The following is a 12,431-nucleotide window of genomic DNA, read 5'->3' as shown; positions in this document are numbered from 1 at the left end:
TTGTTATATTGTAGTAGTTGCTTGAATTATGACTAGATAATAATGAGCTAAATAAGATATTTATTTATAGCAGACACAATAAGAGAGCAATTGCTCAAAAAAGTATCTCAGTACTATAGGCTGAGCGTACTTTGATAATTTATCTATGTATATGAGCCAGTTTCTAGGTATGAAATTGGAGATATTAGATAATTGAATACAGATGGAGGTGTTTTGCATGGTAAAACGTACTTATCAACCAAATAAACGTAAACATAGTAAAGTTCATGGTTTCAGAAAACGCATGAGCACTAAAAATGGCCGTAAAGTTTTAGCGCGCCGTCGTCGTAAAGGCCGTAAAGTTTTATCAGCATAAGATCACTGACTCATCAGTGGTCTTTTTTTTCGTTTTAATATAGTGAAAGATTCATTTGAAATAAAAATATTCATATAATGGATAATTGAATAAGCGAGTGATGTTATGTGGAAAAAGCATATCGTATAAAGAAGAATTCAGATTTCCAAACGATATATAAAAAGGGAAAATCTGTTGCAAATAGACAATTTGTTGTATACACCTATAATAATAGTGAAAATAAACATTTTCGCTTAGGCATTAGTGTTTCAAAAAAATTAGGAAATGCTGTAACACGAAATAGAATTAAAAGAGCGATTAGAGAAAATTTTAAAGTGCATAAAGATGACATTATTGCTAGAGACATTATTGTGATTGCTAGGCAGCCTGCAAAAGATATGACAACACTTGAAATACAAGGTAGCTTAGAACATGTCCTTAAAATAGCAAAAGTCTTCAATAAAAAGATTAAATAGGGTAGGGGAGGTGTTTGTTAACACTAACCGAAGTCTTACCGAAGACAAACGTAAGACTAACCTACAATGATGTTTAAACAGTATATTAGCTTTTTATAATGAAACAATTTACAATGTTATAATGAATTTTTACTTGAATAAGGAGGCGAGGCTCTTATGGATTTTGATACGATTACAAGTATTTCAACTCCTATGGGTGAAGGAGCTATTGGCATCGTACGCCTTTCAGGTCCACAAGCAATTGAAATTGGAGACACCCTTTATAAAGGAAAGAAAAAATTAGCAGAAGTGGATACACATACGATTAATTATGGGCACATTGTTGATCCTGAAACGAATGAAACAGTAGAAGAAGTAATGATTTCAGTATTACGTGCACCTAAAACATTTACTAAAGAAGATATTATTGAAATCAATTGTCATGGTGGTATCTTAACGATTAATCGTATTTTAGAACTAACGATGACATATGGTGCAAGAATGGCAGAACCTGGTGAATATACGAAGCGTGCATTCTTAAATGGTCGTATTGACTTATCACAAGCAGAGGCTGTCATGGATTTTATTCGTTCTAAAACAGACCGTGCATCTAAAGTAGCAATGAATCAAATTGAAGGTCGTTTAAGTGATTTAATCAAAGGTCAACGACAATCCATATTAGAGATTCTCGCTCAAGTCGAAGTAAATATTGATTATCCAGAGTACGATGATGTTGAAGATGCGACAACTGAGTTTCTACTCGAACAGTCTAAGAATATTAAAGAAGAAATTAATCGACTGTTAGAAACAGGCACGCAAGGTAAGATTATGCGTGAAGGACTATCTACTGTCATCGTTGGTCGTCCTAATGTAGGTAAATCATCAATGTTGAATAATCTTATTCAAGATAACAAAGCAATCGTTACTGAAGTAGCTGGTACGACAAGAGACGTGCTTGAAGAATATGTCAATGTAAGAGGGGTACCACTTAGATTAGTCGATACGGCAGGTATTCGTGACACAGAAGATATTGTTGAAAAAATCGGTGTCGAACGCTCACGTAAAGCATTAAGTGAAGCGGATTTAATACTATTTGTATTGAATAATAACGAACCTCTTACAGAGGATGATCAAACATTATATGAAGTGATTAAAAACGAAGATGTTATAGTCATTATTAATAAAACAGATTTAGAACAACGTTTAGATATGAATGAAGTAAAAGAAATGATTGGCGATATGCCATTAATTCAAACGTCTATGCTTAAACAAGAAGGTATAGATGAATTAGAAATTCAAATTCGAGATTTATTCTTTGGCGGAGAAGTACAAAATCAAGATATGACTTATGTGTCTAATTCACGTCACATTTCGTTGCTAAAACAAGCGAGACATTCAATTCAAGATGCTATTGATGCAGCTGAATCAGGTGTACCTATGGATATGGTTCAAATTGATTTGACACGTACTTGGGAAATACTTGGTGAAATTATTGGAGAATCAGCTAGTGATGAACTCATTGATCAGTTGTTTAGTCAATTCTGTTTAGGTAAATAACGATGTGAGAAACGTGATAAATAAGACGGTAGGATGTCTTCATTTTCAAGGAAGTAAGGATACAGAATACGAGGAGGTAAAAAAGTGGTTCAAGAATATGATGTAATTGTCATCGGTGCTGGGCATGCAGGTATCGAAGCAGGTTTAGCTTCGGCGAGACGTGGTGCGAAGACGTTAATGTTAACAATCAATTTAGATAATATCGCATTTATGCCATGTAACCCATCCGTGGGTGGTCCTGCTAAAGGTATCGTTGTACGTGAAATTGATGCGTTAGGTGGACAAATGGCGAAGACGATTGATAAGACACATATCCAAATGCGTATGTTGAATACTGGTAAAGGGCCGGCTGTAAGAGCATTGCGTGCACAAGCGGATAAAGTGTTATATCAACAAGAGATGAAACGTGTGATTGAGGACGAAGATAACTTAGATATTATGCAAGGCATGGTAGACGAGTTAATTATTGAAGATAATGAAGTTAAAGGTGTACGTACAAACATTGGAACGGAATACCGTGCTAAAGCCGTGGTTATCACAACAGGTACATTCCTACGAGGAGAAATCATCTTAGGAAATATGAAATATTCAAGTGGTCCAAACCATCAATTACCATCAATTACATTGGCAGATAACTTGAGAGAACTTGGCTTTGATGTAGTTAGATTTAAGACAGGTACGCCTCCACGTGTGAACGCGAAAACGATTGATTATTCTAAAACTGAAATCCAACCTGGTGATGATGTAGGTCGTGCGTTTAGTTATGAAACGACTGAGTATATTCTAGATCAGCTACCTTGTTGGTTAACATATACGAATGGCGAAACGCATAAAGTGATTGATGACAATCTTCATTTATCTGCGATGTATTCAGGAATGATTAAAGGTACTGGACCTAGATATTGTCCTTCAATTGAAGACAAATTTGTTCGCTTTAACGATAAACCTAGACACCAACTTTTCCTAGAACCTGAAGGGCGCAATACGAATGAGGTGTATGTGCAAGGGTTATCTACAAGTCTTCCTGAACATGTTCAACGTCAAATGTTAGAGACAATTCCAGGTCTCGAAAAGGCTGACATGATGCGCGCAGGCTATGCGATTGAATATGATGCGATTGTGCCTACGCAATTATGGCCAACACTTGAGACGAAAGCAATTAAAAATCTATATACTGCAGGTCAAATCAATGGTACATCAGGTTACGAAGAAGCAGCTGGACAAGGTATCATGGCAGGTATTAATGCAGCAGGTAATGTATTAGGTACTGGAGAGAAAATCTTAAGTCGTTCTGATGCATACATCGGCGTGTTAATCGATGACTTAGTGACTAAAGGTACAAATGAACCGTATAGATTATTGACTTCTCGTGCTGAATATCGTTTATTATTACGTCATGATAATGCAGATTTACGTTTAACTGATGTGGGTTATGAATTAGGTATGATTTCTGAAGAACGTTATGCGCGCTTTAATGAGAAACGCAAACAAATTCAAGATGAAATTCAACGTTTAACAGATATTCGTATTAAACCGAATGACCATACACAATCAGTGATTGAATCTAAAGGCGGTTCACGCTTGAAAGACGGTATCTTAGCCATTGATTTATTACGCCGTCCAGAAATGACTTATGACACAATTCTAGAAATCTTAGAAGAAGAACATCGCTTACCTGAAGCGGTTGAAGAACAAGTTGAAATTCAAACGAAATATGAAGGTTATATCAATAAATCTTTACAACAAGTTGAAAAAGTTAAACGAATGGAAGAGAAGAAAATTCCTGAAGACTTGGATTATAGTAAAGTAGATAGTTTAGCTTCTGAAGCTAGAGAAAAATTAGCAGAAGTCAAACCTTTAAACATTGCTCAAGCGTCTCGTATTTCAGGTGTAAATCCAGCTGATATTTCAATCTTACTTGTTTATTTAGAACAAGGAAAACTTCAAAGGGTGAATCAATCATGAGTGTAGAATGGCTATCTGAGAAATTAAGAGAACATGGTATCGAATTGTCTCAAACGCAAAAAGAACAATTCCAAACGTACTATCAATTACTTGTTGAGTGGAATGAAAAGATGAACTTAACAAGTATTACAGAAGAACATGATGTATACTTAAAACACTTCTATGATTCAATTACACCTAGTTTCTATTATGATTTCGATGGAGATAAGAGTATTTGCGATGTTGGAGCTGGTGCAGGCTTCCCAAGTATTCCTTTGAAAATTGTTTTTCCTGAATTAAAGGTAACGATTGTGGATTCATTGAATAAACGAATTCAATTTCTCAATCATTTAGCTGCTGAGCTCGGTCTCCAAGATGTAAGTTTTGTACATGATCGTGCGGAATCATATGGCAAGGGAGACTACAGGGAGTCTTATGATATTGTTACAGCTCGTGCTGTTGCGCGTCTCACAGTATTAAGTGAATTGTGCTTACCTATAGTTAAAAAAGGTGGTCAATTCATCGCACTTAAATCTTCAAAAGGTGAAGAAGAATTGCAAGAAGCGAAGTTTGCTATTAATATTTTAGGTGGAAATGTGAGAGAAACATATACATTTGAATTACCTGAAGATGCTGGCGAAAGACAAATGATTGTGATTGATAAACGTAGACAGACTTCTAAGAAATATCCTAGAAAACCAGGTACGCCAAATAAATCTCCACTACTTGAAAGTTAAGATTTAACATCATTCATATACAAATAATTGAGAGGGAGAGAATGGATATGAAGAAACCTTTTTCAAAATTATTTGGTTTAAAAAATAAAGATGACATCGTTGGTTATACTGAAGAAGAACGCAATAATAATGTAGAATCCATTCATATTGAACGTATCGTACCCAATCGTTATCAACCAAGACAAGTATTTGAGCCAAATAAGATAAAAGAATTAGCTGAATCAATTGAAGAGCATGGTTTGTTACAACCTATTGTTGTACGTCCGATTGAAGAAGACATGTTTGAAATTATTGCTGGTGAGCGTCGATTCAGAGCATTACAATCTTTGCATAAACCACAAGCTGAAGTAATCATTCGCCATATGAATGATGAAGAAACCGCAGTAGTTGCGTTAATCGAGAATATTCAACGTGAGAATTTATCTGTGGTAGAGGAAGCGGAAGCATACAAAAAATTGCTTGAAATTGGAGATACAACACAAAGTGAATTGGCTAAAAGTTTAGGTAAAAGCCAAAGTTTCATCGCTAATAAACTACGCTTGTTAAAGCTTGCTCCTAATGTGATTAAACGATTACGAGAAGGTAAGATTACTGAAAGACATGCGCGTGCTGTCTTAGTCTTATCGGAAGAAGAGCAAGAGGATTTAATTGAGCAAGTCATTAATCAAAAATTGAATGTGAAACAAACTGAAGATAAAGTTCGTCAAAAGACAGGTCCTGAAAAGGTTAAAGCACAGACGTTTCAATTCTCTCAAGATGTGACTCAAGCGAGAGATGAAGTTGGTAAGAGTATTCAAGCCATCGAGCAGTCTGGCTTACGTGTTGAACATAAAGATAAAGACCATGATGACTATTATGAAATAAAGATTAGAATATATAAGAAATAGTAAGAAGAGAAAACGAGTTAATGCAATATAGGGTTGCACTTACTCGTTTTTTTGTGTTTATTAGGGGTGTTTATTTACTTTTTAAATCATTTAAAAGTTTAATTCAGTAACATTATTGATGATAAACGTTGGGTCTTCGGATTTTAGTTCATCTTCGCTATGTGTGCCCCAAGTCACTGCACATGAGGATACGTTTGCGCTATTGGCCATTTGCATATCAAATATGGCATCACCGATATAGATCGTTTCTTTATTATTGAGGCGATACTTATTTAAGATGTAGTTGATACCATCAGGCGCAGGTTTGTAATTGTCAACTTTGTCAGAACCAATGACTTCGGTGAAGAGATGATCTATTTTTAATATTTCTAGATTACGAATCAGTACATCTGTCTTTTTACTCGAGACGACAAACAATCTCTTGTCTTCAGCAAGCATGCTAAGTTGTTTAGACATCCCTTTGTAAAGTTGTAGATAAGATGCCTCTATGTCTTTGTAATTCTTTCTAAATGTAGTGATGATTTCTTCTAATTGTAAATCGTCTAATGGTGTTGGACTCATTAATCTAAAGGACCTTTCAATAGGAATGCCCATATAATATTCAATATCTTTCACTGTAGGTTCTGTGATACCTTTATCTCGAAAAGTCTTCTGTGTAGCTACCACACTACATTGCTTAGAATCGGCAATTGTTCCGTCAAAATCAAAGATTAAATTCTTATACATGGATGATTAACCTCGCTTGTTTGGAATTGATTTGATAAAACTTTAACATAAAAGTATTAAGTAATAAAATTCGCATCAATATATTTGGAATCACTCAATTTATTAGAGGGAAGGCAGTCTTAGGAGAATAGTATAAATGATTGTTCCCGTGTTCTTACTGCTATCGGCAGTAAGAAATATATTAATACTTTTTATTACAAAAAAAGAAGAAGTCGAGTTAACTTCTTATCTCTCAACTTCTTCTTATTTAATTTCTAAATTGATTTAGATTTTCGTCTTCGTCTGCCTAATAAAATAAGGCTACCCAATACAGTGAATACTGTAGCGAACAATGTTTTATCGTTATTCTTATCAGAAATGCCAGTATCTGGAAGTGAAGCTACTTTATGCACCTCATTATATTTATTGAATTTAGTTTCTTTCATTAATTCAATTTCTTTATTATATTTCGCCTTTTTATCGTATTCAACTTTATGTTCAGATGTTTTTTGAGGTTTTGGCAAAGGCACTTTATTTGGTGTTGGCGTTTTTACTGGTGTGAATGTATTATTAAACTCAATATCTGCTGGCAATTCAGTTTTACTTATTAAAATATGTCCTTCTTTTGTAATTGTGATTTTTACTTTAGCTTTCATATGATCGTAAGTAATATTTGAATCATTGCCTTGAAGTTCTTCTATTGTATAAGTATACGTACCAATATCGTTATTTTCGAAAGTAAGATTGTTGAAAATGACTTTACCATCAATCGTGTTTTTAGTACGTGCGACTTCTTTACCTTGTTCATCTTTAAGTACAAAGTCGAATTCATGAGCTTTTAGAGGTCGACCGATTAATTTTTTAGAGAAATCAAGACTTAAAGAAACGGGACTCACATAATATTTATTAAATTCAGTGTCATTTGGATTAACAATCACAGCTTCGTAATTTCCAGAAAGATGATTTTTAACTACATTTACTGTAACAGTCGCCACCATAGGATCATAATCAATATTCGTATCTGTTCCTTGCAATTCTTTAATTGTGTACGTATGACTACCTTCAGAATCATAAGTTAAATGATCGAATATCACTTTACCATTTTGATTAGACACTGTTTGAAGCACATGGTCACCTTCAGAAAGAGTAAATTGGAACTCGCCATTCGTTAAAGGTTTACCAGTAAGGACATTATTAAATACAAGTTTAGCTATTGCTGGTAAAGGAATATAAGTGTTATTAAACTCAGTATCCGCCGGCAATTCAGTTTTACTTATTAAAATATGTCCTTCTTTTGTAATAGAAATTTTTACATTAGCCTTCATACTATCGTAGGTAATATTCGGATTATTTCTTTGTAGTTCTTCTACTGTATAAGTGTGCGTACCTACATCACTATTTTTGAAAGTAATGTTATTGAAAATAACTTTACCATCAACCGTATTTTTAGTACGTGCCACTTCTTTACCTTGTTCATTTTTCAGTACAAAGTCGAATTCGTCAGCTTTTAGAGGTCGACCAAGTAATTCTTTTGAGAAATCAAAGCTTAAAGCAATTGGATTTACATAATAGTTAGTAAATTTAGTGTCATCAGGATTTACAATCACAGCCTCATAATTACCAGTGATTGGATTTTTAGTTACATTTACCGTAACAGTCGCAACCGCAGAATCATAATCAATATTCGTGTCTGTTCCTGGGACTTCTTTAACTGTGTACGTATGGCTACCTTCAGAGTTATAAGTTAAATGATCGAAAGTGACTTTGCCATTCTGATTTGTCGCTGTTTGAAGTACATGATCGCCTTCAGAAAGGGTGAATTGAAACTCGCCATCAGTTAAAGGTTTGCCAGTAAGAAGAACATTATTAAATTCAAGTTTAGCTGTTGCTGGTAATGGAATGTAAGTATTATTGAACTCAGTATCCGTTGGTAATTCAGTTTTACTTTGTAAAATATGGCCTTCTTTAGAAATTGAAATTTTCACAATAGCTTTCATATTATCGTAAGTAATGTTTGGATCATTACCTTGGAGTTCTTCTACTGTATAAGTATGCGTACCCACGTCACTATTTTTGAAAGAAATATTATTGAAAATGACTTTACCGTCAATCGTATTTTTAGTACGTGCAACTTCTACACCTTGTTCATTTTTCAGTGTGAATTCGAATTCATCAGCTTTTAAAGGTCGATTAAGTAGTTTTTTCGAGAAATCAAAGCTTAAAGCAATTGGACTTACAAAATAATTATTAAATTCAGTGTCATTAGGATTAACAATCGTAGCTTCGTAATTACCAGTAACTGGATCTTTAGTTACATTTACTGTAACAGTCGCCGCCATCGGATCATAATCAATATTCGTGTCTGTTCCCGGTACTTCTTTAACTGTATACGTATGACTACCAACAGAATTATAAGTTAAATGATCGAACGTGACTTTGCCATTCTGATTAGACACTGTTTGAAGCACGTGGTCACCTTCTGAGAGGGTAAATTGGAACTCACCATCAGTTAAAGGTTTGCCATCAAGAACGTTAGTAAATTCAAGTTTGGCTGTTGCTGGTAATGGCGTGTAAGTATTATTAAATTCTGTATCTAATGGTGCGATTGATGTAACGGTAAGTGCATGTAGTTCTGTATTTTCAAATTTAAGTACATTAACGGAGATTACGGCTTTCATCGGATCACTTGTCATACGTTCCTCGTTACTCGGAACTTCTTCTACATTATATTTAAATGTATGTCCAACATCTGCATTGGTATACGTAGGACGTTTGCCGTCTAAGAAGGTAAAGTTAATTGCACCTTGAGCATCATTGACACCTGTAGCAAGCACTTCTTCCTTATCATTTTTTAAAGCAAAATGAAACTCTCCATCTTTTAAATTACGTCCTGTTAAAGATTTAGTGAAAGGAATATTTAAATCAAAAGGTTGGGGTTCAACGTAATAATTTGTGAATGCCTGGTTACCATCATTATCCCCATCGTAACTATAAACCACATTTGCTTTTAACATCTCGTCTTCTTCAATAACAGTAATTGTAGCAGTTACTCGCAACGGTTCAGCATCATAATTAGGATTTAAATTTGTTTTATTTTCAGTAATTGTATAAGTATAGGTACCTGGCTTAGTAAACGCGATTTTATCAAATGTTACTGAACCATCCTCTGCATTCGTTTTTGATTGTGAAGCATCTGGAATTGTTGGTGAATGAGGGCCTGCCTCTATATTAAAGGTGAATTCACCTGGAGTTTGATTATGATCGCCCTTAATTATATTATGCACTTTTAACGTTACTTCAACTGGATCAAGCGTAGTATAGTAATAGTCTGCTGGTTTAATTCTTGCTAAAAAGTTTTGTAAGCGGAAGTTACCTCCAGAACCAACTTGAACCCCGTTAATGACTTGTTTAGGTGCGAAAAGCATACCTGCAGCGTCACCTTCACTTGCTGGTTGTATTTTAAATGGTTTCGGATAACCAGGTATATCAATGTATTCACCTAGATGTTCCATGTTTCTTTCACCAGGCTTTAACGTTTCTGCATAAACTCTCACGTAGTTAGTAGTGTCAATACCAGTTGATTTAGCGGCCTCTGACATATGGTCGATAGATAGTGTCCAAATTTCAACACGTGTTGTGCCGTCTTCGCCTACTACCTCTTTGATACGTTTGATACCACCGTTACTATTTGTAGCATCTACATATCTTAATCCTACTGGGTATGCAGATATCAATGTACCAGACATATTATCAGGACTCACAGTTTGATATAATTTATAGCCTTTAAATCTACGAACATTCGAAGCGGTGTATGTTTGTCCTCCCATACCTTGAATTGTATAATGAGCTAATTCTTGTTCAGTATGATCTGGCTCATAAGTTTGTGTATTGATATCGTTTTTATCAGCTTGGAATGTAGGATTATTTTTATTTATTACACGATAGTGCGTTGTTAGAGAAGCGGTTATCGGAATAAAATACTGAGGATCAGGAGATGTATTTCCTTCATTCGCACTATTATAAACGTCAAAAATTCTTAGACTCGTACGTTGATTACCAAGATTACCATTTTTATCACTTTTGAATTGCACTTTAATCGCTGGCACAGTTTGTTTAAATTGATTTAGAGTATGTAGAAACGTGAAATCTAGTAAGGCATATTTAGCTTTGTTAGGGTCTTGAGTTGCTACAACATGTGCCAAACTATTTTCTCCAAACGTTACTACACCATCTGCGTTGATTGATTTTGTTTCAACAATAGAATTATTTACACCGTCTACCAATTGAATAGTGATATCATCAGAGTCGTCATACGGTTTTGATAAACGATAATAATATTTTGTATGGTATGTAGTATTAAAATTTGTAAGATCTGTGATAGCAATGGTGTATTGATTAGGGTCAGGATTTGCTTCAAATACTACATTTGGCGTTGGTGTTGTATTTGAATTTTTAGGCTGTGGAGTTACGACCTCTCTATTTTTAACTGTCGCACCATTTGGATTATCCATATTAGGCGTAGCGATAGTTGCGTGATCAGTTAATACACCTTCTGAAGTAATAGGTGACGTTGTAGAACGTCGTACACGAGTATGTACTTTTTGTTTGTTCGTAGTAGACGAAGATGCAGTTGTTTGTGCATTCGTATTATCTGTTATTTGTTTAGGTTTTTCGCTAGTAATGTGAGAATCAGTTTCTTTAGTGTTAGAAGTGTTTTCAGATTGAGTCGTGTTAGTTGTTGGAGTTTGGGTTGATATTTCTGAATTTGATGACTTAGTCACTTCATTTTCCAAAGGTTGTGGTTTAGAAGTCGTATCACCTAATTGAAGTGACGTGTTATTGTGGATTTCATCTGCATGAGCTACATCTTGAAAGCCTACGAATAAAAAGGCACCTAGTAATACAGAGCCAGTTCCTATTGAAAACTTTCTGATAGAGAATCGATATTTTGTTTTTAATTTCATAGCTTGATGTCCTTTCTTAGATGAATTAAATAATTTCTTTAATTTAATTATAAAATATATAAAATAGAAAACAACTTTGTGTCTAAATTGTCATAAATATAATATAAATAGCAAAACACCGTTTACAGATAATGAGATTTCGTTATTTATAGTTAATTACTCTCTTTTTCTTCATGACGTTTTAGTGCATAATCGTTTTTCAGTAAGCCGAATTTCACGCATCTAAAAAAGTTCACAATACTACGTAAAATAAAGATAATTATTACTAACCTCAAACCGTTCAATTCGACGAACGCACTTTTAAACTTAGTAAATTTTCTTTCATATTCAATAATTTGAATCACTGTTTAACGTGAAACAATGAATATTTGTATTTTTAGAAAATTAGGTATTTTAAACGATATGTTTACAACAACCTTTAATCGATTTAAACTAAAAGTAAACGAAACGTTTCGTTTAATAATTAATTGATAAGAAGGGTTATTGTGTTTGGAATATCGATTTCTAGTGCTATTCTTCATTTCGTTATAGGTGGTCTCGCTGTCGCACTGGCATCAGTGATAGCAGACAAAGTTGGCGGTAAATTAGGTGGCATTATTGCTACTATGCCGGCAGTCTACCTGGCCGCTGTTATTGCTTTAGCTATAGACCATAGAGGACATCAACTTATTCAAATGTCTATACATTTAAGTACAGGCGCTGTAGTTGGAATTGTATCTTGTATCATTACTGTCTTTTTAACTTCTTTATTTATAGGTAAGAGAAATTATAAGAGCGGAACGATATTTGCAATTGTATGTTGGTTAGTCATTTCTGTAGCAATATTTGTAGTCAAACATATTTAATGA

9 protein-coding genes are annotated in these 12,431 nt (G+C 34.3%); 7 read left to right on the top strand and 2 right to left on the bottom strand.

Annotated features, from left to right (window positions below; translation table 11 throughout):
* Positions 1-217 precede the first annotated feature (217 nt).
* The 6 genes from rpmH to noc all read left to right on the top strand — a co-directional run bounded on the left by rpmH (position 218) and on the right by noc (position 5,914).
* A complete protein-coding gene (rpmH, locus tag JMUB898_RS12610) occupies positions 218-355 on the top strand; it encodes a 50S ribosomal protein L34 (RefSeq protein WP_000240855.1) in 138 nt (45 codons plus the stop codon).
* Between the two features lie 107 nt (positions 356-462).
* Positions 463-810 carry a ribonuclease P protein component gene (gene rnpA / locus JMUB898_RS12605; RefSeq protein WP_002445054.1) on the top strand — a complete coding sequence of 116 codons (348 nt, stop codon included), beginning with the start codon at positions 463-465 and terminating at the stop codon, positions 808-810.
* Between the two features lie 156 nt (positions 811-966).
* On the top strand, positions 967-2,346 hold the full coding sequence (gene mnmE, locus JMUB898_RS12600) for a tRNA uridine-5-carboxymethylaminomethyl(34) synthesis GTPase MnmE (RefSeq protein WP_002445056.1): 1,380 nt from the start codon (positions 967-969) through the stop codon (positions 2,344-2,346).
* Positions 2,347-2,430: 84 nt separating this feature from the next.
* A complete protein-coding gene (gene mnmG / locus JMUB898_RS12595) occupies positions 2,431-4,311 on the top strand; it encodes a tRNA uridine-5-carboxymethylaminomethyl(34) synthesis enzyme MnmG (protein WP_002445058.1) in 1,881 nt (626 codons plus the stop codon).
* The gene (gene rsmG, locus JMUB898_RS12590; protein ID WP_002445060.1) at positions 4,308-5,027 is read left to right on the top strand and encodes a 16S rRNA (guanine(527)-N(7))-methyltransferase RsmG; all 720 of its coding nucleotides are present in this window, start codon (positions 4,308-4,310) and stop codon (positions 5,025-5,027) included. The genes mnmG and rsmG overlap by 4 nt, the downstream gene beginning before the upstream one ends.
* A 47-nt stretch (positions 5,028-5,074) precedes the next feature.
* The gene (noc, locus tag JMUB898_RS12585) at positions 5,075-5,914 is read left to right on the top strand and encodes a nucleoid occlusion protein (RefSeq protein ID WP_037541834.1); all 840 of its coding nucleotides are present in this window, start codon (positions 5,075-5,077) and stop codon (positions 5,912-5,914) included.
* A gap of 90 nt (positions 5,915-6,004) precedes the next feature.
* Here noc and JMUB898_RS12580 read toward each other — a convergent pair whose 3' ends face one another.
* Positions 6,005-6,640 (bottom strand): HAD family hydrolase, encoded by a 636-nt coding sequence (locus JMUB898_RS12580; protein ID WP_002445065.1) that lies wholly within the window; start codon positions 6,638-6,640, stop codon positions 6,005-6,007.
* 254 nt (positions 6,641-6,894) lie between these two features.
* On the bottom strand, positions 6,895-11,583 hold the full coding sequence (locus JMUB898_RS12575) for a Spy0128 family protein (protein WP_126502028.1): 4,689 nt from the start codon (positions 11,581-11,583) through the stop codon (positions 6,895-6,897).
* Positions 11,584-12,068: 485 nt separating this feature from the next.
* Between JMUB898_RS12575 and JMUB898_RS12570 the strand changes: the two genes are divergently transcribed.
* The gene (locus JMUB898_RS12570; protein WP_002445070.1) at positions 12,069-12,428 is read left to right on the top strand and encodes a DUF3147 family protein; all 360 of its coding nucleotides are present in this window, start codon (positions 12,069-12,071) and stop codon (positions 12,426-12,428) included.
* Positions 12,429-12,431: the final 3 nt, after the last annotated feature.

The sequence above is a fragment of the Staphylococcus caprae genome (assembly GCF_003966625.1).
In the GTDB taxonomy this organism is placed as follows: domain Bacteria; phylum Bacillota; class Bacilli; order Staphylococcales; family Staphylococcaceae; genus Staphylococcus; species Staphylococcus caprae.
The sequence above is the reverse complement of the archived record's forward strand: the minus strand, read 5'-3'. Positions and strand labels throughout refer to the sequence as shown.

Coding starts and splice junctions, on each gene's coding strand:
- noc (WP_037541834.1), top strand. CDS start 5,075: ATGAAGAAACCTTTTTCAAAATTATTTGGTTTAAAAAATAAAGATGAC.
- rpmH (WP_000240855.1), top strand. CDS start 218: ATGGTAAAACGTACTTATCAACCAAATAAACGTAAACATAGTAAAGTT.
- JMUB898_RS12580 (WP_002445065.1), bottom strand. CDS start 6,640: ATGTATAAGAATTTAATCTTTGATTTTGACGGAACAATTGCCGATTCT.
- mnmE (WP_002445056.1), top strand. CDS start 967: ATGGATTTTGATACGATTACAAGTATTTCAACTCCTATGGGTGAAGGA.
- JMUB898_RS12575 (WP_126502028.1), bottom strand. CDS start 11,583: ATGAAATTAAAAACAAAATATCGATTCTCTATCAGAAAGTTTTCAATA.
- rsmG (WP_002445060.1), top strand. CDS start 4,308: ATGAGTGTAGAATGGCTATCTGAGAAATTAAGAGAACATGGTATCGAA.